The sequence below is a fragment of the Microbacterium sp. UNCCL10 genome (assembly GCF_000746195.1).
In the GTDB taxonomy this organism is placed as follows: Bacteria; Actinomycetota; Actinomycetes; order Actinomycetales; family Microbacteriaceae; genus Microbacterium; species Microbacterium saccharophilum.
This window is the reverse complement of record NZ_JQKT01000008.1, coordinates 61,070-85,367: the sequence shown is the minus strand read 5'-3', so window position 1 is coordinate 85,367 and position 24,298 is coordinate 61,070. Positions and strand designations below refer to the sequence as shown.

The following is a 24,298-nucleotide window of genomic DNA, read 5'->3' as shown; positions in this document are numbered from 1 at the left end:
ACACCCGGTCCTGCAGTTTGCGCCGCAACGGCGGCGGTTGCGGCGGCAGCGGCGGCGGCGGCCGACCGGCGTCAGGATGCCAGGAAGGCCAGCAGCGCCTCGTTGACCTCGTCCCCGTGGGTCCAGAGCATCCCGTGCGGGGCGCCGTCGATCTCGACGTAGGTCGCCTGCGGCAGCAGGTCCTTGAAGAGCCGGCCGGTGCTGTCGATCGGCAGGATGTTGTCGGCCGTGCCGTGCACGATGAGCGCCGGCACCGTCACCGAGGGGATGTCGGCGCGGAAGTCGGTCGGCCAGGTCAGCGGCGCCGCGGCGATCGCGGTGTTGCCGGCCTGGTTCGCGACGGCGATGCTCGCACCGAGCGCCTCCTGCGAGATCCGGCTCCCGAGGTTCTCGTCGAGGTTGTAGAAGTCGCGGAAGAACCCGGCGATGAAGGCGTACCGGTCGGCGCGGACCGCGGCGGCCATGCCGTCGAAGAACGCCGGGTCGCCGGCGCCGCCCGGGTTGTCGTCGGTGATGAGGAGGAAGGGCTCGAGCGATCCGAGGAACGCCGCCTTCGCCACGCGGCCGCTGCCGTAGCGGGCGAGGTAACGGGCGACCTCACCGGTGCCCATCGAGAATCCCACGAGCACGGCCTCGTCGAGGTCGAGGTCCTCCATGAGGGCGTGCAGGTCGGCTGCGAAGGTGTCGTAGTCGTACCCGCTCCCCGTTTTCGACGAGGCGCCGAATCCGCGGCGGTCGTAGGCGATCACGCGGTAGCCGGCATCCAGCAGCGCGGCCTGCTGCTTGCCCCACGATTCGCCGTTCAGGGGGAAGCCGTGGATCAGCACGACAGGCTGACCGGATCCCTGATCGGTGTAGTAGATGTCGACGTCGGCCGAGTTCTCGGTCGCCACGGTGATGTACGCCACGATGTCTCCTCCCGGGCCGCGACGGCCGTCGCGGCCCGGGCGCCATGCTATTGCGGCGCCGCGGCCGGAGGCCAGGGGGTCACCGAGTCGTCATCGGCCGGTCATCCGACGGTCGCGACGATCGGATGCCGATCAGTCGGCGGCGCGCAGGCGACGCAGCACGGCGTCGAGGGCGCCGGCTGCCGCGGCGAGAGCGTCGACGTCCGCCGCGTCGAGGTCGGCCATGGCCGCGTGCACGGGCGTCGCCCACGCGGTGGAGATCTCCTGGTGCTCGGCGACGCCCGCATCCGTCACGAAGATCGACGCGATCCGCCGGTCGGAGGGCGACTGGTGCCGCTCGACGAGCCCACGCCCGAGCAGGGCCCGCAGCGCGGCGCTGACGTTGGGCTGACGGAGTCCGAGTCCCTGAGCGAGTTCGCCGACGGTGGCGCCCGGGTGGTCGATGATCTGCTTGAGCAGCGCGATCTCGGTGGTGGGGATCGGCCCGACGCCGGCGCGGTCCGGCGCCTTCCGGTGGATCGTCCAGGCGAGCTCGCGGAGGGTGACCGCCAGGTCCTGGCGCACCGCGTCCCGCTCGTCGTCAGCCATCGGATCGCAGTCTATCCGCGGGCGGACGTGCGCCTGCCGGCCACGCGAGGATGCGCTGCCGGCCCCGCGAGGAGGAGGCGCCGCGCGGCGCCACTCCTCGCGGGACTCGGCGCTCAGCCGTCGCGGCGTGCGCCGTCCGAGGGATGCACCGTGAAGATGTGCGGCGCCGCGAACCCGGCATCCGCGAATGCCGTCTCGACGGCGGCGGTGACGGATGCCACGTGACCGTGGTCGACGAGCGCGATCGCCGCGCCGCCGAATCCGCCGCCGGTCATCCGCGCGCCGATCGCTCCCGCCGCGCGTGCGGTGTCCACGGCGAGGTCGAGCTCGGGCACCGAGATCTCGAAGTCGTCCCGCATCGAGACGTGCGAGGCATCCAGGAGCGCGCCGATCGCGCGCGGCCCCTCCGCGCGCAGCGTCTGCACGGCGTCGAGCACGCGCTGGTCCTCGGTCACGACGTGCCGGACGCGCCGGAAGGTCACGTCGTCCATGAGCTCCTCCGCGCGTGGGAGGTCGGCGACGGCGAGGTCGCGGAGGGCCGGGACGCCCATGATCTCGGCGCCCCGCTCGCAGGCGGCGCGGCGCTCGCCGTACCCGCCGGTGGAGTGCGCGTGCTTCACGCCGGTGTCCATGACCAGGAGCTCGAGACCCGCTGCGGCGAAGCCGAGGTCGACGACGTCCGCCTCGAGCGAGCGGCAGTCCAGGAAGATGCCCGCATCCGCCCGTCCCAGCATGGATGCCATCTGGTCCATGATGCCGGTGGGGGCGCCGACGGCCTCGTTCTCCGCCGTCCGCCCCGCCTGCGCGAGTGCGACGTGGTCGAGGCCGAGACCCCACACGTCGTCGAGGGTGGCGGCGGTCGCGCCCTCGATCGCCGCGGAGGACGACAGGCCCGCGCCGACCGGCACGTCCGAGGCGATCGCGAGGTCGACGCCGGTTACGCCGGTGGCGCCCGTTGCGCGCAGCAACGCCCAGGCGACGCCCAGCGGGTACCGCGCCCATTCCGCGATCTCGTCGCGCCGTTCGGGGAACACGTCGTCGAGCTCGTCGATGCCGATCTCGACGGCATCCGGGTCGAAGGTGGAGGTCACGCGGATGCGACCGTCGCTGCGTCGGCCGAGGGCGACGTACGTTCGGTGGTCGATCGCGAACGGGAAGACGAAGCCGTCGTTGTAGTCGGTGTGCTCCCCGATGAGGTTGACGCGGCCGGGGGCGGACCAGAGGCCGGTCGGCTCGACGCCGGTGAGCTGCATGAAGAGGCCGTGGGCCTCGCCCGCGGCGGTCACAGGGACACCCCCTCGATCGCGGCGCGCAGCCGGTCTGCGGCGGCCTCCGGCGGGACGTCGCCGATCCACGCGCCCATCGCGGCCTCGGAGCCGGCGAGGAACTTGAGCTTGTCGGCGGCGCGGCGGGGGCTTGTCAGCTGCAGGTTGAGTCGCACGGTGTCGCGGCCGACGTTGACGGGCGCCTGATGCCACGCTGCGATGTAAGGCGTCGGGCTGTCGTAGAGCGCGTCGACGCCGCGGAGGAGTCGCAGATAGAGGGGGGCGAGCTCGTCGCGCTCCTCCGCCGACAGGGCGGCGAAGTCGGGCACGTGGCGGTGCGGCAGCAGGTGGATCTCGAGGGGCCAGCGCGCGGCGAACGGCACGAACGCGGTCCAGTGCTCGCCGCGCAGCAGCACGCGCGGGCCGGCCTGTTCGAACTCCAGGATGCGCTGGAACAGGTCGGGTGCCGTCCGGTCGATCGAGTCGAGGAGGCGGGTCGTCCGCGGCGTGACGTACGGGTAGGCGTAGATCTGACCGTGCGGGTGGTGCAGCGTGACACCGATGGCCTCGCCGCGGTTCTCGAACGGGAAGACCTGCTCGATGCCCGGGAGGGCGGAGAGGGCGGCCGTGCGGTCGGCCCACGCCTCGATGACCGTGCGGGCGCGGGTGACGGTCTGGGTGCCGAACGAGCCGGTGCGTTCGGGGGAGAAGCAGACGACCTCGCAACGGCCGACGCTCGTGCGGGTGCGGCCGAGACCGAGGTGCTCGAGGTCGGCGATTCCGCGGGGCGGGTCGGCGGCCTCCGGGGCGTCGCCGACGGCGGCGGCGAGGGCCGGGCCGAACGAGGGCGACTTGTTCTCGAAGACGGCCACGTCGTAGAGCGAGGGGATCTCGGACGGGTTCGTCGCCGACTGCGGCGCGAGCGGGTCGAGCTCGGCCGGGGGCAGGAAGGCCCGGTTCTGCCGGGCGGCGGCGACGGAGACCCAGTCGCCGGTGAGGATGTCCTGGCGCATCGTCGCGGTGGCGGGACGCGGGTCGAGGTCGCGCGCGTCGACGGCGCGGTCGGGGCCGAGGGTCGTGGCGGGGTCGTCGTAGTAGATGAGCTCGCGGCCGTCGGCGAGACGCGTGGGTCGCTTCAGGACGCCGGCGCCCAACTCCGTTGCGGCGGGAGTGTCAGTCGGGATGTTCACGTCAACACGGTACTCCACTGCTATGTTATCGTCAACATCGGCCGATCCGGATGGCCGGGCGGGCAAGGAGGAGTCGTGGAGCGACGCGTGTCGATGGCGGATGTCGCCGCGATCGCCGGCGTCTCCGGACAGACCGTCTCGCGCGTCGTGAACGGCAGCCCGCGCGTCGACCCCGCGACGAGGCGGCGCGTGGAACGTGCCATGGTCGAGCTCGACTACCGCCCGCACCGCGCGGCGCGCGCGCTGCGCACGGGCCGCACCGACACGATCGGGCTCGTCGTCTCGACCCTCGCCACGGTCGGCAACTCGCGGATGCTGCAGGCCATCGCCGCTGCCGCCGCCGAACGCGGCTTCGCGCTCACCGTCGTGACGGCATCGGGTCGGGATGCCGTCGCCCAGGGCTTCGCCCGTCTCCACGAGCAGGGCGTCGACGGGGCGATCGTGCTCAATGAGGCGACAGCGCTGGCCCGCGGCGTCGAGGTGCCGCGCTCCCTGGCCCTCGTCGTCGTCGATTCCCCGCCGGACGACCGATACGTCGTCGTGCAGACCGACCACGCCGCCGGCGCGCGCGCCGCGACCGCGCACCTGCTGGCACTCGGGCACGCCGCGGTGCACCACCTCGCCGGCCCCGCCGGCTCGTTCGCCGCCGCCGAGCGCGAGCGCGGCTGGCGCGACGCGCTGGCCGCGGCCGGGATCGCGGCCCCGGAGCCGCTGCGCGGCGACTGGTCGTCGGCATCCGGTCACGCCGTCACCGCCGCGCTGCCCGCCGACGCGACGGCGCTCTTCGCGGCCAACGATCAGATGGCACTCGGGGCGCTGCGCGCGCTCGCCGACACCGGCCGGGACGTACCCGGCGACGTCAGCGTCGTCGGCTTCGACGACGTCGCCGACGCGGCCCAGTATCTGCCGCCCCTGACGACGGTGCGCCAGGACTTCGACGCCCTCGGCGCCGCCGCCGTCGCCGCGCTCGTCGCCGCGATCGGCGGGGGCCACGGCGAGCCTCTCGCGCTCACGCCGGTACTCGTCGAGCGCGCGAGCACGGCGCCGCCGCCGGTCTGAGCCGAGCGCCGCGTCGATCCGGGTGCCCGGCGGCGGATCCTGTGCGCCGATCGGACTCAACGGCGGATTCCGTGCATCGTCCGGATACCCAACGGCGGATTCCGTGCCGGGACGGCTCACCCTTGCAGGCGCTCGGTGCACCGAGGCGACGATCTCCGCCGTTGGGTCGCGTAGCTGGCCCGACCCCGTCACCGGGGGGGCCGCGCGCGAGCACGGCGCCGCCGCGCGCCTGGCCTCAGCCGGCGTTGCGCCGCGCGTCCCAGCCCGAGCGGACCATCTCGTCGACGGTGTACCGGTTCTGCCAGTCCAGGTCGCGGGCGGCCAGCTCGCCCGTTGCGACGATGCGGTCCGGGTCGCCGGGGCGACGGGCCGCGATCACCGGAGTGAAGTCGATCCCGGTGACGCGGGCCATGGCATCCATGATCTCCCGCACGGACAGGCCGTTGCGGGAGCCGAGGTTGTACGCGGCCTCGACGGGTTCGCCCGCCATCAGGCGCTGCGCCGCGACGACGTGAGCCGCGGCGATGTCGGCGACGTGGACGTAGTCGCGGACGTTCGTGCCGTCCGGGGTGTCGTAGTCGGCGCCGTTGATCTGCGGGGTCTCACCGGCCAGCAGCTTCTCGAACACGATGGGGAAGAGGTTGTGCGGGCTCGTGTCGTAGACGCTCGGGTCGCCCGAGCCGACGACGTTGAAGTACCGCAGCGATGTGTGCCGCAGGGGGCGGTCGTCCGCGGCCGTGGCGACGGCCTGGTCGCGCAGGAGCCATTCCCCGATGAGCTTGGATTCGCCGTAGGGAGATGCGGGGCGCTTGGGCAGGTCCTCGGTCACGAGCGGCACGTCCGGCGTGCCGTAGACGGCGGCGCTGGAGGAGAAGACGATGTTCGACACGCCGGCATCCGCCATCGCGGCGAGCACGGCGCGCGTGCCCTCGACGTTCTGCGCGTACGTGTGCAGCGGGCGCGTGACGGAGACGCCCGCGTACTTGAAGCCGGCGACGTGGATGACGCCCTCGACGGCGTGCTCGCGGAGCGTCCGGGTGACGAAGGCCTCGTCGAGGATCGTCCCCTGCGCGAAGGGCACACCCTCGGGCACGAAGGCGGCGTGGCCGCTGGAGAGATCGTCGATGACGACGGGCTCGATGCCCGCCGCGGCGAGGGCACGGACGACGTGCGCCCCGATGTATCCGGCACCACCGGTGACCAGCCAGCTCATTGCGCTCCCGTCGAACGATGTGTTTACGTCAACATGCTAGCGCACCGGGCCACACCGGGCCACGCCCCCGCTCGGGTGCGGGCGGCGGCTACGCGCCGGCGAGTCGCCGCGCGAAGCGCGCGAGGGTGACGGATGCCGCCGGCTCGTGCGGCCGGTTCAGGTGGCCGTGCTGCGTCCCGGTCTCCGTGACGACCTCGATGTCGCAGCCCGCGGCGCGGAGCGCCGCGGCGTACACCTCGCCGGAGACGCGGAGTTCGTCGACCTCCCCGTTGACCATGAGCGTCGGCGGATGACCGGCGAGCTGCTCCGGGCGCGCCGTCCCGGGCACCGCCGGCACCGGAGCACCGTCGACGGGGCCGCCGAGGAACCGCTCGTACATGCCGCGGACGGCGTCCGGTCCGAAGCGATCGGCGTCCGGGGCGGCGTCGAGCGCGGCGCGCAGTTCCCGCCCGGGGGGCGGCTGCACCGCGAGCAGCGTCGGATACGCGAGCAGCACGAGGTCGGGGAGTTCCCCGGCGCCGTCCGCCAGCATCCGCAGCACCGCGCCCGCGGCGAGGTTGCCGCCGGCGCTCGCCCCGCCGATCGCCGTCCGCGTGATCCCCAGGTCGGACCGCCGCGCGAGCATCCAGTCCCACGCGGCGAGGACGTCGTCGGACGGCGCCGGGTACCGGCATCCCTCGCCCACCAGCCGGTAGTCGACGCTCACGACCGTCGTGCCGCCGGCGGCGAGGGTCCGTGCGACATGATCGGCCTCCGGCATGTCGAGGTCGCCGGCCGCGAAGCCGCCGCCGTGCATCCAGAGCAGTCCGCTGCCGTCGCCTGGGGATGCCGGGTACACCCGCACGAGCCCGTCGGCCGCGGTGTACGGCGCGCTCACGCGGGCACCTCGGTCCAGTCGCCGCGCGAGCGCACCGTGACGGCGTCCACCGACACGAGCGGAGCGCTCGCGGTCGAGAGGCGGGCGGCGGCGCCGGCGGGGAGCGCGATCGTCGTCTCCGGGGCCAGGGGCAGCACGTGCAGCGTGAGCTCCGCATCCGGTTCGATGCCGGCGTCGCTCAGCGCAACGCTCCACCGCGTGCCGTCCCAGAACCGGTCGTCGACGGGGATGCCGTCGCACCGCAGCTGACCGACGTCGCCCGCCCAGTCGATGTCCAGGACCGCGTCGCCGTCGAACGCCTCGGGCGGCACGGTCAGCGCGAACACGGCGGCGTGCGCGTCGAACGTCTCGGCGTCGGGGGCGCTGTGCCGCCGCTCCGCGAACCCGTAGTCGGCCGGTCCCGGCACCGCATCCTGCACCGGCTCGACCGTCACGGTCCGTCCGAGGATGCCGCCCGCACCGGCGTCGATCCGCCGCCATGCGCGTGACGGCGGGTCGTACTCTCGCACGCCGGCGCCGCCCGGCCGCGCGTGCACCGTCCCGTCGCCGCCCCACGCGAGTTCCGCCTCGCTGAGGAGCAGGCGCCGCCGGCCGGACGGCAGGTCCGGCACCCACGGGTGCTCGCCGGCAGGCAGGACGAGAAGATCGAATCCGCCCACCCGCACCGGTTCGACCCCGGGGATGACGTCCATCACGGCCCCGTCCACCGCCACCTCGACGGGGATGCCGGCGTCCGCGACGAGGACGAGGGTCGGCACGCCGCCGGGCAGCAGCGTCACGGCGGAGGCCGTCGCCCAGTCCAGGCGCGAGCCGCCGAGCGTGAGGCCCACGGGCCATCGCGCCAGGGTGCCGGCCGGGATGTCGACGGGACGCGAGGGCAGCACCGTCGTCCCGGCATCCGTCACGATCCGCAGCTGCACGCCGAGCGCGTCCGCGACGGGCTCGTGCGGCTGATGGTGCGAGATGACGACGAACCCGGCGTCGCCGTCGCAGCGCAGCGCCCACCGCAGGGTCGTCCGGTCATCGAGGCCCGTCGGCGGATCGTCGGGCAGGGACGAGGTCATCCCGCCGAGCAGATGTCCGAACGCGGCGAGGAACGAGTGCTGGTCCCGCAGCAGCGGGTACGCGTCGGCCGGGTCTCCGGACTGCCCGATCGGCGCGTGGAAGTCATAGCCGAGCTCGGGCATGTCGTTGGGGTAGCCGGTGGCCTGCGTCTCCTGCATCCCCGGGCCCGGGTTGCGGCCACCGGCGTACATGAAGTACCCCTGCCACGCGGAGCCGTTGCCGATCTTCACATGCGCGAGCGCCGCGATGTCGCGCCCGGTCAGCACGGGGCGGCGGTGGTAGGCGGTGGCCATGCCGCTGCCGAGCTCGCAGGTCGCCGGCGGGAAGCCGTGCAGATCGGCGGTCGCGCTCGCCGCCGCGAACCCCTGCGCGTCGCGGACATCGGCTCCCACGCCCGGGTCGTCCCAGTCGTGGGACGGGAAGAAGTGGGCGCGGAACGTCGGATGCCACGGCTCGCCGGGGTCGACCCAGAACCCGTCGGCGTACCCGCCGAACAGCGGCAGCACCTCGCCGGCCGGCAGCTGCGCGCCGCCCCACGCGGTCGCCGTCCACAGCGGCGCGGCGATCCCGGCCTCGCGGGCGAGGCGCTTGAGCGTGCGGAGGTGCTCCGGCCGGTCGTACAGCTCGTTCTCCAGCTGCACCGCGATGACGGGCCCGCCCGGCTGCGCGCGGCCGCCCAGCGCGTCGGCGAGCTGCCCGAACCACTCGCGGACGAGGTCGAGGTACCGCGGATCGTCGGAGCGATGACGCACATCGAGGTTCTGGACCCAGTCCGGGAAGCCCCCGTTGCGCGCCTCGCCGTGCACCCACGGTCCGATCCGCAGGGCGACCTCGAGGCCGGCATCCGCACACTCGTCCAGGAAAGCGCCGACGTCGAGGTTCCCGTCGAACCGTGCGACGCCCGGGGCGGGGGAATGGTGCAGCCAGAAGACGTAGGTCGAGGCGACGGTCACGCCGCCGGCGCGCAGCTGACGCAACCGCTCGCGCCATCGGGCGCGGGGAAGCCGGCTGTAATGGATCTCGCCGGAGACGGGCACCCACGGCACCCCGTCGCGGAGGACGGCGCGATCGGTGACCGCGAGTCCCCGCGCCGCCTCGGCCGGTGCGGGTAGCGGTGTCGGAGCGGGCGGCCCAGCCCATCCGCGGTGGTGCACGGTCCGCATCACAGCGCTCCGATGATCGCGTTGTCGATGGCGTCCGCGTCGACGGAGGCGTGGTCGGCCCGGTTGGTCAGCAGCACCCAGGCCACCCCTGCGGTGGGGTGCACCCAGAACTGCGTGCCCGCCCACCCGCCGTGGCCGTACACGTCGCGGTCGATGAGTCCGGGGGCACGGGAGCGCAGGTTCCAGGTGAACCCCCAGTCCTGGCCGCGTTCGGCCGGGTACGGCTCCAGGCGCGGGATGGCGCCGGTGAGAGGACGCAGCATCATCGCGAGGGTGGCGGGCGAGAGGATGCCGCCGCGCTCGCCGCCGCCGATCCGCAGCAGCGCCGAGCCGAGCCGGAGCAGGTCGTCGGCCCGCCCGGCGAGGCCGGCGCCGGGGTTGCGCAGCGCCGCGAACCGCGCCATGTCGAGTCCGGCCGCTGCCGCGTCGGCGATGAGGTGCGCGTCGCTGAGGTCGAGACTCAGGCCGTCTGCGCCGATCTCGGCGGCCCAGGCGGACACCTCGGCATCCCATGCCCGCCCCGTGGCGTGCTCGACGAGCGCCGCGATGCCCTCGAATGCGAGCGTCGAGTAGCGCGAGGCGGTGCCCGCGACGAAGTCGCGCCCGCGGCTGAGCAGCTCCGTCCGCAGCGGAACCGCCGTGTCGAGGGGCGGTTCCGCGATGCCCGAGGTGTGGCTCGCGAGGTGCCGGAGCCGCACGACGTCGTCGCGTCGCGCGCCGAACTCCGGCAGCGCGGTGGTGAGCGGGGTCTCCGGCGTCAGCTGGCCACGGGCGATCGCGCGGGCGGCGGCGATGCCGAGGAGCGGCTTGGTGATGGAGAAGAGCGGATACCGGTCCTCGGCGGACGCCGGGCCGAAGGCCTCCAGCGCGACCGTGCCGTCGGCGCTGGCGACGCCGAGGACGGCGGTCGGCAGCCGGTCGTCCGCGACGTGCCGGCGGACGAGGTCGAAGGCGGTGGAGAAGGTCATCGGATCAGGATGCCAGTGCTCAGGATGCCGCAGGTCCGGGCGGCAGGGTCAGCACGCCGTTCCGCCGGTGCGGCAGGCGCGCGAGCGCCCCGTCGCCGAGCACATCGGGCAGCAGGCGCTCCGGGGCGTCCTGGTAGGCGACGGGCCGCAGGAATCGCCGGATCGCGGTCGCCCCGACCGACGTGTGCAGCGACGTCGTGGCCGGCCACGGGCCGCCGTGCTGCTGCGACCAGGTCACCGCGACGCCGGTCGGCCAGCCCGCGAACAGCACGCGGCCGGCGCGGGCCTGCAGCAGTTCGAGCGTCTCGGTGACCTCGTCGCCGTCCTCGGCGTGCAGCGTCGCGGTGAGGCTGCCGGGCACGGCGCGGAGCGCGTCGTGCAGCTCGTCGTCGGTGTCGTACCGGACGAGGAGCGTCACGGGGCCGAACACCTCCTCCAGCAGGAGCTCGGCGCGCGCGACGACGGCGGTCGTATCGGTCGCGAGCACGAGGGGGCGAGCTCCGTCGGCGGTCTCCGCGCCGCGGGCGACGATCTCCACGGCGGGGTCGGCGGCGAGGCGGTCGACCCCCTCGGGGAAGGCGGCCGTGATGCGGTCGGTGAGCAGCCGACCGCCCGTGGTCCCCGCCGTCGCCACCGCGACGGCGTCCTCGAAGCCCGCGCCGCGCGGCACGAACACGACACCGGGCTTCGTGCAGAACTGCCCGACGCCGAGCGTGAACGACCCGGCGAGCCCCGTGGCGAGCGCGGCGCCGCGCGCCGCGACGGCGGCGCGGGTCAGCACGACCGGGTTGACGCTGCCCAGCTCGCCGTAGAACGGGATGGGATCGGCGCGCCCCGACGCGAGGTCGAACAGCGCCCGCCCGCCGCTGAGCGACCCGGTGAACCCGGCCGCCTGGATCACCGGATGCTGAACGAGGGCGTTGCCGGCCTCGCGGCCCTCGATGAGCGCGAGGGAACCGGCCGGGGCGCCCGCGGCCTCGAGGGCTCCGGCTGCGATCTGCGCGGTGCGGCGGGACAGCTCGGGATGCCCGGAGTGGGACTTCACGATGACGGGATTGCCGGCCGCGAGCGCGGACGCGGTGTCACCGCCGCACACCGAGAAGGCGAACGGGAAGTTCGAGGCCGAGAAGACGGCGACCGGACCGACCCCGACGAGGAGGCGCCGCAGTTCGGGCCGCGGCGGTGTGGCCGCGGAGTCGGCGTCGTCGACCGTGAGCTCGAGGTATGAGCCCTCCTCGACGACGGTCGCGAAAAGGCGCAGCTGTCCCGTCGTGCGGCCGACCTCGCCGCGGAGGCGCGCCTCGCCGAGCCGGGTCTCCCGGTCGGCGAGGGGGACGAGTTCGTCGGCGTGGGCGTCGAGGGCGTCGGCGAGGGCGCGCAGCCAGCCGGCCCGAACGGCCTGGGTGGACGTCCGCCACACGGGCGCGGCGGCCCTCGCGGCGGCGACGATCTGCTCGAGGTGTGCGGTGCTGGTGCTCATCGCGGGTCCTTTCCGGGGGATCTCGTGTCAGGCGAAGCGGAGGCCGAGCCCGACGTGCGTCGTCTCGGTGAGACGGCCGGCGGCGATGCGGACCGGTGACGGGCCGTCGAGCGCTCCGAGGTCGCCGAAGCCGGCATCCTCCACGTCCTCGACGAGCACCTCCTGCGGGAGGGTCAGTGCGAGCTGGCCGGACAGTTCCGGCAGCAGGTGCGGGTGCACGGCGGCGCCGGCGTCGGCGGCGATCGCCGCGATGCGCAGGAACGGGGTGATGCCGCCGACCCGCACGATGTTGGGCTGGACGATGTGCGCGGCTCCGGCGCGGAGGAACTCCGCGAACCGGTACTCCGTGTGCAGGTTCTCGCCGAGGGCGATCGGGATGCCGGTGCGCCCGGCGAGCTCGGCGTGCCCGGCGAGGTCGTCGGCGCGCAGCGGCTCCTCGATCCATGCGGGGGCGAACCGGGACAGCTCCTCGAGGCTCGCGGTCGCGCGCGCGAGGTCCCACCGCTGGTTGGCGTCGATCATGAGGTCGCGGTCGGGGCCGAGCACCTCGCGCACGGCCGCGAGCCGGTCGACGTCCTCGGCGAGATCGGGCTTGCCGACCTTGACCTTGACGGCGTCGAAACCGGCCTCCACCCACCGGCGCACCTGGGCGACGAGCTCCTCGAGCGGGTAATGCAGGTTGACGCCGCTGCCGTACGCACGCACGCTGTCGCGGCGGCGTCCGAGCAGGTGTGAGACCGGCAGGTCCGCGGCGCGGGCCGCGGCATCCCACAGCGCCAGGTCGAGCCCGGCCTGCGCGATCGTCGTGATCCCCCCGCCGCCGGCTTCGTGCAGGTGCTCCCACGCCGCGCGCCACACGGCCGACGGATCGGCCGACTGCCCGGCCGCGAACGAGGCGATGTCGCGCTGCAGCAGCGCGAGGACAGCCTCCGCGCCGATCTGCGGCGTCCAGGAGAACCCCCAGCCCTCCGCTCCGTCGGTGCGCACGACGTGCGTCGCGATCACCCCGACGCTCTGCACGTCGGCGCCCCACGCCCGCCGGAGCGGCACGCGGATCAGGCGCGCGTCGAGGGAGGCGATCTCGCTCACACGAGGGCCCGTCCGGCGTCCAGGATCTCGGCGAGGCGACGCTCCTGGTCGGGCGTCGGGTCCACGAGCGGGGCGCGGACGCCGCCGACCGGCAGCCCGCCGAGGCGCAGACCGGTCTTGATGAGGGAGACGCCGAAGCCCGGCGTCTCGTCGCGGAGGGCGACGAGCGGGGCGTAGAACCCGTCGAGGAGGGCGAGGCGTCGGTCCTCGTCGCCGGCGGTGTAGGCGCGGTAGTAGGCGTTCGCCACCTCGGGGATCATCGCGAAGGCGGCTGACGAGTACAGCGGGATGCCGATGCCGCGGTAGGCCGCCTGGGTCAGCTCCGCGGTCAGCAGGCCGTTGAAGAAGAGGAAGTCGTCGCGCCCGGCATCCGCCACCGCCCGCACGATGAGCTGCGCGGCGCCCACGTCGCCGACCCCGTCCTTGAAGCCGATGACCTTCGGGTTCTCCGCGAGCCGGCGCATCGAGGCGGGCGTGAACTGCGCGTTGCCGCGGTGGTAGACGACGACGGGCAGGTCGGATGCCGCGGCAACGGCCTCCACGTACGCGACGAGGCCCGCCTGCGGGCCGCCCACGAGGTACGGCGGCAGCACGAGCAGCGCGTCCGCGCCGGCATCCGCTGCCGCTCGCGCGACGTCGATCGCGTGGCCGAGCGGCCCGCCGGTGCCCGCCACGACGGGCACGGCGCCCGCGACGGTCTCCGCGGCCGTGCGCACCACGAGGGCCGCCTCGGCGGTGGAGAGGGCGTGGAACTCGCCCGTGCCGCACGCCGGGAAGATGCCACCGGGCGCGTGGGAGAGTCCCGTCGCGACATGCGTGCGCAGCAGGTCGACGTCGACGCGACCGTCGGCGTCGAAGGGCGTCACCGGGAAGAAGAGGATGCCGTCGAAGTCCATGTCGGCGCGTCCTTTCGGTCGAGGTCGGTCGCGGGCAGCTCGCCGCGCCAGGAACGGGTCGGGGTCCAGCCGAGCAGGCGCCGCGCCTTCGCGTTGGAGAACGCCGACGTCGTGCCGGTCAGCACGGCGGCGACCTCGTCGGTGCCGGGGAAGAAGCGCGGCACGAGGTCGGCGAGGGGCTCGCGGGCCAGGGCATCGTCGGCGGCGACGAAGAACGTCTCGGCATTGGGGATGCCGGGGAGGGCCTCGAGCAGGCGGTCGCAGAAGGTCGCGACGTCGCGCGCATCGACGTAGTTGAACACGGCGGGCGCGGACAGCGCCGGGTCGTCGAGGCGCTCGCGCACCGTGTGGCCCTGCTGCGTCGGGGCGCCGGCCCACTCCTCGGGCGCGATGACGTAGCAGGGGCGGAACGCGGCGAACCGGATCGTGTCGCCGGTCTGCCGCGCGTACATGCGAAGCGTCTGCTCGATGAGGTGCTTCGACAGGGCGTACGCGTTCCACGGCGCGGGGGCGGTGTCCTCGTCGAGCGGGAATCGGCCCGGCACCCACCCCGTGGGGGCGCCGTAGCCGAGCACCGTGGGGCTCGACGCGGCGACGATCTTCGGGATGCCGGCGGCGACGGCGCCGCCGAGCACCGAGATCGCGAGCGTCGCGTTGGTCCGCATGATGACGTGCTCGGGGGCACTGAAGGGCACCGCGATCGCGGCGAGGTGGATGAGCGCGTCGGCGTGCGCCTCCTGCAGAGCGTGTGCCGTGGCATCCGCGTCGGCGAGGTCGATCGCGACCTGCGCGACGCCGGCGAGGGCGGGGTCGTCGGACCGCGTACGGTCGAACGAGACCACCTCGTGCCCGGCGGTCGCGAGGCCGGAGACGAGGCTGCGGCCGAGCCGCCCCGCACCCCCGGTCACGACGATGCGGCTCACGCGTGCTCCCGGGACAGCAGGCCGATGCCGAGGTCGGCGACATCGACCGGGAGGCCGGTCGCGAGCGACCTGTTGCCGGCGATGCCGACCGAGATCGAGCGGACGCCGTCGGTCCAGTCGGCCGGCCGGGCCAGCGGGTCATCGCCCGGGCCGACGAAGACGTCGCGGAGCAGCAGAGCGTCGCCGCCGCCGTGACCGCCCTCGCCGCCGTCGAGCGGGACCTCGACGGCCTCCTCCCAGTGCCGCTGGACCAGCAGGCGCTCCGTCACCGGGCGCAGTGAGGTGCCCGCGCCGGCGCCCGTCGCGCTGGGGTCGAGCACGGGGTGCAGACCCTCGTCGGCGAGGACTGCGCCCCGCTCGACGACATCCAGTTCGGCGCGGCCGAGCGTGCCGTTGACGGCGACCCGGTAGCCCTCCCACGGGGCGTGCGCGTTGAGCGAGTACGACAGGGTCGCGCCGGAGGTGTAGTCGACGACGAGCGCGAGGTTGTCCTCGATCGTGATGCCCGCGCCGAACACGTCGCGGTCGCGGAGGTAGCCGTCGTGCTGCTCCGCGTCGAGGTAGAGGGCCTTCAGGCGGGGGTCGTCGCGCAGGTCGAGCTCGAACGGGTCGTGGTCGCCCTCGTGCGTGCCGCGCTCCGGGCGCGCGCCGGTGCCGCGCACGGCGGCGTTCTCGGCGCCGTAGAAGCGCAGCCCGCCCGAGGCGTAGACGCGGCGCGGCGCGGAGTGGATCCACCAGTTGACGAGGTCGAAGTGGTGGCTCGACTTGTGCACGAGGAGGCCGCCGGAGTGGGCCTTCTCCCGGTGCCAGCGGCGGAAGTAGTCGGCGCCGTGCTTCGTGTCCAGCATCCAGGAGAAGTCGATCGAGGTGACCTCGCCGATCGTGCCGTCCTGGATGACCTGACGCAAGGCGCTGTTGCGCGGCGCGTAGCGGTAGTTGAAGGTCAGGACGACGCGGCGGCCGGTGCGCGCGACCGCCTCCTCGATCGCGGCGGCGCTCGGCGCATCGATCGTGAGGGGCTTCTCGACGACGACATCCGCGCCGGCGTCGAGGGAGCGGACGATGATCGGCGCATGCTGGTCGTCGCGCGCGCAGACGATGACCCGGTCGACGCGCTCGGCCGCGATCATCGCCTCGAGATCGTCCGGATGCCACGTGCTCGGCGCCGCGTGCCCGGCGGCGGTGACGCGGTCGACGTACAGCCCGGCGCGCACCGGGTTCGGCTCGCAGATCGCGACGAGCTCCGCGCGGTCGGCGTACTCGCCGGTGATCGCATCGACGTACATCTGGGCGCGGTGGCCGGCGCCGATGAGGGCGTACCGGGTGCGGGTCATGGCTGCTCCGAGTCTCAGGAAACGTTTTCTCAGGCTAGCACGCGCCGGGTGGTGGGGGGTTGGGGGAGCGGGCCGAGCCGACGGTGGTTCGACGATCGATGCCGCGGGCGGCCAGGCCCCGCGCGATTCGGTGGCGCCGAATGGTGGGTTGGGCAGCCTCACACCCGCACTTCGGCGCGGATGAGCGGCGGCCCGGATGTTCACCCGCGCCGAACGGCGGGTCGCCTCGCCTCGCACCCACAGTTCGGCGCGGATGAAACCTGGCGGCCGTGAGGACGGCGGCGCGGGCGAGCGCGAGCTCTCACCCGCGCCGAATGGCGGGTCGTCCGGCCTCGCACCCGCAGTTCGGCGCGGCTGAAACCTGGCGACCGCGAACCGCGCGAGCGCCCCGGGTCGGCAGCTGAGACTCAGGATGCCGGAGGCGCGGCGGTGCTCGCCCGCACGACGACCTCGGGGGTCAGCACCGACGACGCGGGCGCCGGGTCGCCCGCCAGCAGTGCGCTCATGGCATCCCACGCCCGGCGCCCGAGCTCGGCGGCCGGGACGGCGGCCGTCGTGAGCGGCGGGGTCGTGTACCGCGCGAACGGGATGTCGTCGAAGCCGACGACCGACAGGTCCTCGGGCACGCGGACCCCGCGTGCGGCGACGGCGGAGAGAAGCCCCATCGCGACGAGGTCGTTGAACGCGAGCACTGCGGTCGCGCCGGTCGCGCGCACGGCGTCGGCCGCCGCGGCGCCGCTGTCGAAGTCGACCCCGGAGGGGAGTTCGAGGATCTCCAGATCGGGATGCGCCGTGCGCGCCTCGGCGAGCGCTGCCCGCCGGGCCGCGCCGGACGCGCTGCCGACCACGCCGGAGAGGAACACGAGGCGGCGGTGCCCGAGCCCGTGCAGGTGGGCGACCAGCTCGGCCATCGCGGTGCGGTAGTCCGCAGCAACCGTGGGCGCGCTCTCCTGTGGCGGCCGGTTCACGACCACGACCGGCGCGAGCGTCGGCAGCAGTTCGGCGAGCTCACCGGCGGGGAGGCGCGGGGCGCACAGGATGACGCCGTCGGTGCGCCGCCGGGTCGCCTCGGCGAGCGCGCGCTCGGTCTCGACCTGCTCGGCCGAATCGGCGATGAGCACGTGGTAGCCGTCGTCGCCCGCCGCGCGGCTGAGCCCCCGGAGGATCGCCTGGAATGTGGGGTTGGCAAGATCCGGGATCACGACGGCGATCGTCTGCGTCCGGCCGAGCACGAGGCTGCGGGCCAGCGGGTTCGCGCTGTAGCCGAGCTCGGCGGCGACGAGGCGCACGCGTTCGGCCATCGCGGCATCGACGGACGCGTTGCCGTTCATGACGCGCGACACCGTCGACAGCGAGACGCCGGCGGCACGCGCGACGTCGGTGATCGTGGCGCGCGAGGACTTCGTCATCGATGCCTTCCCGTCGTCGTCTCCGGCCATACTAACGAGAAAGCGTTTTACGACAGGAGTCCGGATGCCGCCGTCCGCCGCCGACCGTCTGGTCAAGCAGTCGCGCCTCGCGGCGATCCGCGCGTCGATCCGTGCCCATGCGCTCCTGCTCACCTCGCACGAGGCGATCGGCTGGTACCTCGACGGCATCCGCACGCACGTCTCCCTCGCCGGTCCTCCCGCTATCGCGGTGATTGCGGCAGATGACGGAGACACCCTCTTCGTCGCGGCCAACGAGGCCGACCGGCTCGCCGCGGAGGAGCTCCTCCCCGCCGACGCCGACCGGATGATTCGCGTGCCATGGCAGACGCCGCCCGCCGTCGCCGCCGCGGCCGCCCGCGCGTCCGTCCCCGAGTCCGAGGCCGCGGCGGCGCTGCGCGCGGCCCGGGCGAGCCTGCTCCCCGACGAGGCCGCCCGCTACCGCGCTCTCGGCCGCGAGACCGCCGAAGCGCTGACCGACGCCGCCCCGCTCCTCAGGCCCGACACCACCGAGCGGGGCGCCGCGGCCACGCTCGCCGACCTCCTCGTCCGGCGCGGGATCGATCCGCTCGTCCTGCTGGTCGCCGGCGCGCCGCGGCTGGCGCACCGGCATCCGCTCCCTACCGACGGACCGTTGGGGGAGCGCGCCATGCTCGTCGTCTGCGGACGCCGGCACGGGCTCATCGCCAACGCCACTCGCTGGGTGGGCGCGGCGGGTGCCGATGACGACCGGATCCTCGAGGTCGAAGCCGGCTTCCTCGCCGCCACACGGCCGGGGACGCGGTTGAATGCCGCCTTCGCCGCCGGATGCCGCGCGTACGCCGCCGCAGGATTCGAACCCGACGAATGGCAGCGCCACCATCAGGGCGGACCGACCGGCTACGCGGGCCGCGACCCCCGCGCGACAGCCGACACCGCCGACCTCATCGTCGAGCAGCAGGCGTTCGCGTGGAACCCCAGCGCCCCCGGCGCGAAAGTCGAGGACACCGTCCTCATCGGCACCGGCGGAGCGGAAGTGCTCACGGTCGATCCGTGCTGGCCGACGGTGACGCACGCGGGACTCGACCGCCCGACGGCGCGACCGTTCGACTGACCGCGCCGAGGCCGGCCCGACCCCGCCTCAGCTGACGAGCAGCGTTCCCTTCGCGGGCTGGTCGCCGTCGCGGCGTTCGATCGCGCGCAGCTTACGCGCCACGAATGCGGCGATCGCGCGGGCGCCCTCGACGCGGAAGTGCGTGTCGTCGGCGAGTCCGTCCGGCCATGCCGCGGTCGCGCCGGGCGCGTAGTGCGAGAGCAGGCGTGCGGATGCGGCATCCCCGAGGTGCTCGTAGAGCCACGTCGTGAAGACGGTGAGGTCGATGAGCGGCGCGTCGATCTCGGCGGCGAGGTCGCGCACGGCGTTCGGGTAGTCGCCGTGGGTGGGGGTGATCCGGCCGGCGTCGTCGAACCAGCGACGCTCGCACGACGTGCACAGCACGGCCCGCGCACCCTGGGCGCGGACCTCCTCGACCATCGCGCGGAGGCGGTCGGTGTAGCCGCCGCGCGAGGCGAGCATCTCCGGTTCCTTCTGGTCGTTGTGCCCGAACTGGATCAGCACAGTGTCGCCGGTCGCCACCTCGGCCATCAGCGTCGCCCACGATCCGGATGCCCGGAAGCTCTCGGTCGTGGCGCCGCCGAACGCGAGGTTCCGCACCGGAGCGCCCAGCGACTCCGCGAGGAAGTGGCCCCAGCCCGACATCGGCTCCTCGCCGGCCTTCATCGGCGCGACGGTCGAATCGCCGGCGAGGTGGTAGGTCATTCGTTCTCCCGAGCTCTGGCGCCGCGACGGTGGCGGCGCATACCATGGCAGTGTGCCACGGATAGCGCTTTCCCATAGTGTCGATCTCATCGACGGCGCGCACCCCGCGCGCACCGTCCTGCGCCTGCTCGCGCGCCGCCCCGGCCGCATGACGCTCGCGATCCTCGCCTTCGCGATGAAGGAGATCCCGCTCTGGTTCCTCCCGGTCATCACGGCGTCGATCATCGACATCGTCGCGACCGACGGGCCGGTGTCCTCCGTGCTGTGGTGGTTCGCGCTCGCGGCCGTCCTGCTGCTGCAGAACTACCCGAACCACCTCCTCTACACGCGGAGCTTCATGACGGTCGTGCGCGACACCGGCGCGGACCTCCGCAACGCCCTCGCGGCGCGGCTGCAGAGCCTGTCCATCGGCTATCACACGCGGGTCAGCTCCTCCATCGTGCAGACCAAGGTCGTCCGCGACGTCGAGAACGTCGAGCTCATGCTCCAGCAGGTCACGCATCCGCTGCTGTCCGCCGTCATGGTCATGGCCGGTGCCGTCTCGATGACGGCGCTCGCGGTGCCCCAGTTCCTGCCCGTGTACGCGCTCGCGGTGCCGATCGCCATCGGCATCCGCTACGGCATGCGCAACCGGTCGAAGGTCCGCAACGAGGTCTTCCGCCGCGAGGTCGAGACCCTGTCGGCGCGCGTCGGCGAGATGGCCTCCCTCATCCCCGTCACCCGCGCGCACGGTCTGGAGGGCACCGCCGTCACGCGCGTCACGCACGGGGCGGAGGGCGTCCGCCGCGCGGGGCTGCACCTCGACATGCTCAACGGTCACGTCGCGTCGATCTCGTGGGTCGCGATGCAGCTGCTCGGCGTGGGGTGCCTCGTGCTCGCCGCCGTGTTCGCGCTCACCGGCATCCTGCCCATCACCCCCGGTGAAGTGGTGCTGCTGTCGACGTACTTCACCCTTCTCACCGGTGGCCTCACGCAGCTGCTGATGCTCATCCCGGTCGGCGCGCGCGGCCTCGAGTCGGTGCGGTCGATCGCCGAGGTCATCCAGGAGCCCGACCTCGAGCAGAACGAGGGCAAGCGCACGGTGGATGCCGTCGACGGCGCGATCCGCCTCGAGCGCGCGACGCACCGCTATCCCGGTGCCGAGGACGACGCCCTGCACGAGATCGACCTCGACGTCCCGGCTGGGACGACGGTCGCGTTCGTGGGCTCGTCGGGATCGGGCAAGTCGACCCTGCTGAACCTCGTGCTGGGGTTCGTCCGTCCCGCGAGCGGGCGGATCCTGCTCGACGGCCGGGACATGCAGGAGCTGGACCTCCGCACGGTGCGCCGGTTCGTCTCCGTCGTGCCGCAGGAGTCCGTCCTGTTCGAGGGGTCGATCCGCGACAACATCGCGTATGGGATGCCGGAGGTCGCGGACGAGCGGATCGCCCAGGCCCTCCGCGACGCGAACGCGTGGGACTTCGTGCAGGCCCAGCCCCAGGGCTGGGACACCGTCGTCGGGGAGCGCGGCGCGCGCCTCTCCGGCGGGCAGCGGCAGCGCCTCGCGATCGCCCGCGCGCTCGTCCGCGACCCCCGCATCCTGCTCCTCGACGAGGCGACGAGCGCCCTCGATCCGGAGTCGGAGGAGCTCGTCAAGGAGGCGCTGGACCGCCTCATGACCGGGCGGACGACGCTCGTCGTGGCGCACCGCCTCTCCACCGTGCGGCGCGCCGACCGCATCGTCGTGCTCGAGCACGGCCGCATCGTCGAGCAGGGCCCGCACGACGAACTCGTCGCGGCCGGGGGCCGGTACGCGCGGCTGCACCTCACGCAGGCCGGGCTGGTCTAGCGCGCGGACCCGCACGCCCGTCCTCGCCGCGCCCGCATCCTGTGTCGGATTCGTACGCGCGGTCGAAAGCGGCACGCGCGGTCGAACTTTCCGCAGCGCGTGCTGCTTTCGGCCGCGCGAACGGCTGGATGACGGTGTGCGCGCGGCCTGGATAGCGCTTTCCCGCGAGATCTCCTAGGGTGGATGCCACGCCCCACGACCCCGGAGGTCCCATGCACTTCGACGCCGAAGAGTCCGGCAGGCTGCGCCTGCGCGACGGTGCCGGGGTGCTCGCCGAGTACGTGTACGAGCCCGACGACGCGCCGATCGAGTCACCGCGACCCTACGCGCTGCTGCGCACGCGGGCGGGCGTCGATGTGACGGCCTACCGCCCCGACGACCACGTGTGGCACAAGGGCCTCTCCCTCGCGCTCCCGGTCGTCGGGCCGCACAACTTCTGGGGCGGCCCGACCTACGTGCACGGCGAGGGCTACGTGCAGCTGCCGAACAACGGCGCGCAGGTGCACCGCGGATTCGTCGTCTCCGACACCCCCGTCGCGGATGCCGTCGCCGGCCTCGCCCGCGTCGACGAAGACCTCGACTGGATCGCCGAGGACGGCGCCCCCGTGCTGGTCGAACGCCGCACCCTCACCGCCCGGCTGATCGACGCCGACACGTGGGCGTTCACGTGGCGGAGCGCTGTGCGCAACGTCACCGACGTGCCGCTCGGCTTCGGCTCGCCGACGTCGAAGGGCCGCGAGAACGCCGGTTACGCCGGCATCTTCTGGCGCGGTCCCGTTGCCTTCACCGGCGGCGACATCGTCGCCCCCTCTGGGCTCGCAGGCGATGACACGCGTGGTCAGCCCGGGCCGTGGCTCGCATTCATCGCGCCGGACCGCTCCGCGGGCGTCCTCGTGCTGGATGCCGGCGAGGGCGAGAGCCCCTGGTTCGCGCGCAGCGCCGAGTATGCCGGCCTCAACCCGGCACCCTTCTTCTTCCACGAGACCGTTCTGCCTCCCGCCGAGACCCTCGTCCTCGCCTCCGCGCTTCTCATCGGCACCGCCGAGGTCGCGGCGCTGGCATCCACCGTCGGTGCGACGCTCGTCGACGAGCTGCGCGCCGCTCACACCCCCGACCCCACGGAGGACCCCGCATGACCGTCCGCACCCTGCGCTGCGCCATCGTCGGCACGGGCGCCGTCGCCCACCTCCACGCGCGCGCCGTCGGCGCCCACCCGCACGCCGAGCTCGTCGCCGTCACGAACCTGACCCGCAGCAAGGCCGACGAGTTCGCGCGGGCGTGGGGCGCCCCCGCGGTCTACGACACCCTGGACGAGCTGCTGGATGCCGAGCATCCCGACGTCGTCCTCATCTGCACGCCGCCCGGCGTGCACCGGGAGCAGACCATCGCGGCCTTCGCGGCCGGCGCTCACGTCGTCGTGGAGAAGCCGCCGGCACCCTCTCTCGACGAGCTCGACGAGATGCGCGCCGCGGCGGCTGCCGCCGACCGGCAGCTCGCGGTCGTCTTCCAGCAGCGCACCGGCACGGCGGCGGCGCACGTGCGCACGCTGTTGCAGAGCGGAGCCGTGGGGCGGCCGCTCATCGCCGTCTGCCAGACGCTCTGGTACCGCGACGCGGAGTACTTCGCCGTGCCGTGGCGGGGTCAGTGGGAGACCGAGGGCGGCGGGACGACCCTCGGTCACGGCATCCATCAGCTCGACCTGCTCGCCTTCCTCCTCGGCGACTGGGCGAGCGTGCAGGGCCGGCTCTGGCGGCTGGACCGCGAGACGCAGACCGAGGACGCCTCGACCGCGACCGTCACCTTCGCCAACGGCGTCGTGGCCCAGGTGGTGACGAGCGCGGTCTCCCCTCGGCAGATCAGCTCGATCCGACTCGACACGCAGAAGGCGACGATCTCGGTCGAGCACCTCTACGGACACGGCCACGAGAACTGGAAGATCACGCCCGCGCCGGGATTCGAGGCCGAGGCCGACGCGTGGGATCTGCCTCCGTTGGAGGAGCGCAGCGACCACGGTCCGCTGCTGCGCGACGTGTTCGACGCGCTGCTCGCCGGCGAGCAGCTCCCGCCGACGGCAGACGAGCCGGCCCGCTCTTTCGAGCTCGTCGCCGCCATCTATGCGTCAGCAGCGGCCGACGGCGCCGTCGTCACGCCGGCCGATCTCGCGGTACACCCCACGCACCGCGCCGGCTTCGCAAGTCCAGTGGCTGACATGCGCGACGTCGACTCGTGAGCCTCGGCATCCGGGCGGAAGCGGACGAGTTGGACGAGCTGTACCGCGACCCGGTGTACGACGGGGCGACCGATCCGACGGTCGTCATCGCCGACGGCGAGTGGTGGATGTTCTACACGCAGCGTCGCGCGACCCATCCGGACCCCGGACCGGGCGTCGCCTGGGTGCACGGCAGTCGCATCGGCGTGGCCCGCTCCGACGACGGCGTGAGCTGGCGCTACACCGGCACCCTCGAGCCGGATGCCGGCGGTCTCACGCTCGAGCCTGGCCCGCCGCCGCTGCACGTCGACGTCACCCACTGGGCGCCCGAGGTCATTCATGACGGCCGTCGGTGGCGGATGTTCCTCACCGAGATCGACGGGGTCCCGGACCGCTGGCCGGGCTTCGCCCGCACCATCGTCGGCTACGACTCCGAGGATCTCCGGTCGTGGAGGCGACTCGGCCCTCTGTCGCTCTCGAGCGACCGGGTCATCGACGCGGCCGTCGCCCGAACGGGGGAGGGGCTCTGGCGCCTCTGGTACAAGGACGAGGTGGCCGACTCGGTCACGATGACGGCATCCTCGACCGATCTGGCCGAGTGGATGCTCGAGGGGGTCGCGATCGGCGGGCGGCCGCACGAGGGGCCGTCGGTCTTCGAGCTCGACGGTTGGTGGTGGATGGTCGTCGACGAGTGGCGGGGGATGGGCGTCTACCGTTCCGTCGCCGGTGTCGGCTGGCACCGTCAGGGCGGGGCGGATGCGGTCATCCTGGGCCCCGGCGACCTGCCGGGCGGCGACATCGGCAATCATGGCGCGGCCGTCCGCGACGGCGACGACGTCTGGTTCTACTTCTTCGCACGTCCGGCGGGCGTCGCAGGCGGGAGCGGCCCCGCTGAGGACGAGCGACGCAGCGCTGTCTACCGGGTGAAGCTGCGTGTCGACGAGGGCATCCTTTCGACGCGCTCCCACCCGACCGCCTGGCAGACTGTGACCGGTAACACTTCGGAGATGTAACGAAC

General features: G+C 73.7%; 21 protein-coding genes. 6 read left to right on the top strand and 15 right to left on the bottom strand.

The features are described 5' to 3' along the window. Positions 1-71: 71 nt before the first annotated feature. From BR85_RS08930 to galT, 4 genes are all read right to left on the bottom strand, one after another. Positions 72-908, bottom strand: a complete 837-nt coding sequence (locus BR85_RS08930) for an alpha/beta fold hydrolase (protein ID WP_028496438.1) — start codon at positions 906-908, stop codon at positions 72-74. Positions 909-1,040: 132 nt separating this feature from the next. Continuing rightward, positions 1,041-1,496 (bottom strand): MarR family winged helix-turn-helix transcriptional regulator, encoded by a 456-nt coding sequence (locus BR85_RS08925; protein ID WP_028496439.1) that lies wholly within the window; start codon positions 1,494-1,496, stop codon positions 1,041-1,043. 113 nt (positions 1,497-1,609) lie between these two features. Further along, positions 1,610-2,782, bottom strand: a complete 1,173-nt coding sequence (gene galK / locus BR85_RS08920; RefSeq protein WP_028496440.1) for a galactokinase — start codon at positions 2,780-2,782, stop codon at positions 1,610-1,612. Then, positions 2,779-3,951, bottom strand: coding sequence for a galactose-1-phosphate uridylyltransferase (galT, locus tag BR85_RS08915; protein WP_424960590.1), 1,173 nt, complete (start codon positions 3,949-3,951; stop codon positions 2,779-2,781). Before galT ends, galK begins: the two co-directional genes overlap by 4 nt. A 93-nt stretch (positions 3,952-4,044) precedes the next feature. On the opposite strand from galT, the gene BR85_RS08910 reads away from it, so the two are divergent. Then, positions 4,045-5,010, top strand: a complete 966-nt coding sequence (locus BR85_RS08910; RefSeq protein WP_028496442.1) for a LacI family DNA-binding transcriptional regulator — start codon at positions 4,045-4,047, stop codon at positions 5,008-5,010. A 235-nt stretch (positions 5,011-5,245) separates the two neighbouring features. On the opposite strand, the gene galE is transcribed toward BR85_RS08910, so the two are convergent. The 10 genes from galE to BR85_RS08860 form a co-directional block, all read right to left on the bottom strand. Further along, a complete protein-coding gene (gene galE / locus BR85_RS08905; protein ID WP_028496443.1) occupies positions 5,246-6,223 on the bottom strand; it encodes a UDP-glucose 4-epimerase GalE in 978 nt (325 codons plus the stop codon). Positions 6,224-6,311: 88 nt separating this feature from the next. After that, positions 6,312-7,100 (bottom strand): alpha/beta hydrolase, encoded by a 789-nt coding sequence (locus BR85_RS08900; RefSeq protein WP_028496444.1) that lies wholly within the window; start codon positions 7,098-7,100, stop codon positions 6,312-6,314. Then, positions 7,097-9,328 (bottom strand): beta-galactosidase, encoded by a 2,232-nt coding sequence (locus tag BR85_RS08895; protein ID WP_028496445.1) that lies wholly within the window; start codon positions 9,326-9,328, stop codon positions 7,097-7,099. The genes BR85_RS08900 and BR85_RS08895 overlap by 4 nt, the downstream gene beginning before the upstream one ends. Beyond that, positions 9,328-10,296: a serine hydrolase domain-containing protein gene (locus tag BR85_RS08890; RefSeq protein WP_028496446.1), complete on the bottom strand. Its 969-nt coding sequence runs from the start codon at positions 10,294-10,296 to the stop codon at positions 9,328-9,330. Before BR85_RS08890 ends, BR85_RS08895 begins: the two co-directional genes overlap by 1 nt. A 19-nt stretch (positions 10,297-10,315) precedes the next feature. Next, complete coding sequence (locus BR85_RS08885; RefSeq protein ID WP_028496447.1) at positions 10,316-11,776, bottom strand: aldehyde dehydrogenase (NADP(+)); 1,461 nt, start codon at positions 11,774-11,776, stop codon at positions 10,316-10,318. 27 nt (positions 11,777-11,803) lie between these two features. Further along, the gene (locus tag BR85_RS08880) at positions 11,804-12,865 is read right to left on the bottom strand and encodes a mandelate racemase/muconate lactonizing enzyme family protein (RefSeq protein WP_028496448.1); all 1,062 of its coding nucleotides are present in this window, start codon (positions 12,863-12,865) and stop codon (positions 11,804-11,806) included. Continuing rightward, positions 12,862-13,761, bottom strand: coding sequence for a 5-dehydro-4-deoxyglucarate dehydratase (locus BR85_RS08875; RefSeq protein ID WP_028496449.1), 900 nt, complete (start codon positions 13,759-13,761; stop codon positions 12,862-12,864). The genes BR85_RS08880 and BR85_RS08875 overlap by 4 nt, the downstream gene beginning before the upstream one ends. Then, the gene (locus BR85_RS08870) at positions 13,728-14,684 is read right to left on the bottom strand and encodes an NAD-dependent epimerase/dehydratase family protein (RefSeq protein ID WP_051526279.1); all 957 of its coding nucleotides are present in this window, start codon (positions 14,682-14,684) and stop codon (positions 13,728-13,730) included. Before BR85_RS08870 ends, BR85_RS08875 begins: the two co-directional genes overlap by 34 nt. Beyond that, positions 14,681-16,018 (bottom strand): Gfo/Idh/MocA family protein, encoded by a 1,338-nt coding sequence (locus tag BR85_RS08865; protein WP_028496450.1) that lies wholly within the window; start codon positions 16,016-16,018, stop codon positions 14,681-14,683. The genes BR85_RS08870 and BR85_RS08865 overlap by 4 nt, the downstream gene beginning before the upstream one ends. 407 nt (positions 16,019-16,425) lie before the next feature. Then, positions 16,426-17,427, bottom strand: a complete 1,002-nt coding sequence (locus BR85_RS08860) for a LacI family DNA-binding transcriptional regulator (RefSeq protein ID WP_028496451.1) — start codon at positions 17,425-17,427, stop codon at positions 16,426-16,428. A gap of 64 nt (positions 17,428-17,491) precedes the next feature. On the opposite strand from BR85_RS08860, the gene BR85_RS08855 reads away from it, so the two are divergent. Beyond that, complete coding sequence (locus BR85_RS08855; RefSeq protein WP_331280850.1) at positions 17,492-18,538, top strand: M24 family metallopeptidase; 1,047 nt, start codon at positions 17,492-17,494, stop codon at positions 18,536-18,538. 27 nt (positions 18,539-18,565) lie between these two features. Here BR85_RS08855 and BR85_RS08850 read toward each other — a convergent pair whose 3' ends face one another. Beyond that, entirely contained in the window at positions 18,566-19,243 is a 678-nt protein-coding gene (locus BR85_RS08850) for a rhamnogalacturonan acetylesterase (RefSeq protein ID WP_036272692.1), read from the bottom strand. Positions 19,244-19,295: 52 nt separating this feature from the next. Between BR85_RS08850 and BR85_RS08845 the strand changes: the two genes are divergently transcribed. The 4 genes from BR85_RS08845 (at position 19,296) to BR85_RS08830 (ending at position 24,293) form a co-directional block, all read left to right on the top strand. Further along, positions 19,296-21,071: an ABC transporter ATP-binding protein gene (locus BR85_RS08845; protein WP_028496453.1), complete on the top strand. Its 1,776-nt coding sequence runs from the start codon at positions 19,296-19,298 to the stop codon at positions 21,069-21,071. 212 nt (positions 21,072-21,283) lie between these two features. Beyond that, the gene (locus tag BR85_RS08840; protein WP_051526280.1) at positions 21,284-22,207 is read left to right on the top strand and encodes a DUF6807 domain-containing protein; all 924 of its coding nucleotides are present in this window, start codon (positions 21,284-21,286) and stop codon (positions 22,205-22,207) included. Then, entirely contained in the window at positions 22,204-23,301 is a 1,098-nt protein-coding gene (locus BR85_RS08835) for a Gfo/Idh/MocA family protein (RefSeq protein ID WP_036272694.1), read from the top strand. The genes BR85_RS08840 and BR85_RS08835 overlap by 4 nt, the downstream gene beginning before the upstream one ends. Next, on the top strand, positions 23,298-24,293 hold the full coding sequence (locus tag BR85_RS08830; protein WP_231478650.1) for a glycoside hydrolase family protein: 996 nt from the start codon (positions 23,298-23,300) through the stop codon (positions 24,291-24,293). The genes BR85_RS08835 and BR85_RS08830 overlap by 4 nt, the downstream gene beginning before the upstream one ends. Positions 24,294-24,298: the final 5 nt, after the last annotated feature.

Coding starts and splice junctions, on each gene's coding strand:
- galE (WP_028496443.1), bottom strand. CDS start 6,223: ATGAGCTGGCTGGTCACCGGTGGTGCCGGATACATCGGGGCGCACGTC.
- BR85_RS08860 (WP_028496451.1), bottom strand. CDS start 17,427: ATGACGAAGTCCTCGCGCGCCACGATCACCGACGTCGCGCGTGCCGCC.
- BR85_RS08885 (WP_028496447.1), bottom strand. CDS start 11,776: ATGAGCACCAGCACCGCACACCTCGAGCAGATCGTCGCCGCCGCGAGG.
- BR85_RS08855 (WP_331280850.1), top strand. CDS start 17,492: ATGCCGCCGTCCGCCGCCGACCGTCTGGTCAAGCAGTCGCGCCTCGCG.
- BR85_RS08875 (WP_028496449.1), bottom strand. CDS start 13,761: ATGGACTTCGACGGCATCCTCTTCTTCCCGGTGACGCCCTTCGACGCC.
- BR85_RS08890 (WP_028496446.1), bottom strand. CDS start 10,296: ATGACCTTCTCCACCGCCTTCGACCTCGTCCGCCGGCACGTCGCGGAC.
- BR85_RS08835 (WP_036272694.1), top strand. CDS start 22,204: ATGACCGTCCGCACCCTGCGCTGCGCCATCGTCGGCACGGGCGCCGTC.
- BR85_RS08895 (WP_028496445.1), bottom strand. CDS start 9,328: ATGCGGACCGTGCACCACCGCGGATGGGCTGGGCCGCCCGCTCCGACA.
- BR85_RS08850 (WP_036272692.1), bottom strand. CDS start 19,243: ATGACCTACCACCTCGCCGGCGATTCGACCGTCGCGCCGATGAAGGCC.
- BR85_RS08910 (WP_028496442.1), top strand. CDS start 4,045: ATGGCGGATGTCGCCGCGATCGCCGGCGTCTCCGGACAGACCGTCTCG.
- BR85_RS08865 (WP_028496450.1), bottom strand. CDS start 16,018: ATGACCCGCACCCGGTACGCCCTCATCGGCGCCGGCCACCGCGCCCAG.
- BR85_RS08840 (WP_051526280.1), top strand. CDS start 21,284: ATGCACTTCGACGCCGAAGAGTCCGGCAGGCTGCGCCTGCGCGACGGT.
- BR85_RS08925 (WP_028496439.1), bottom strand. CDS start 1,496: ATGGCTGACGACGAGCGGGACGCGGTGCGCCAGGACCTGGCGGTCACC.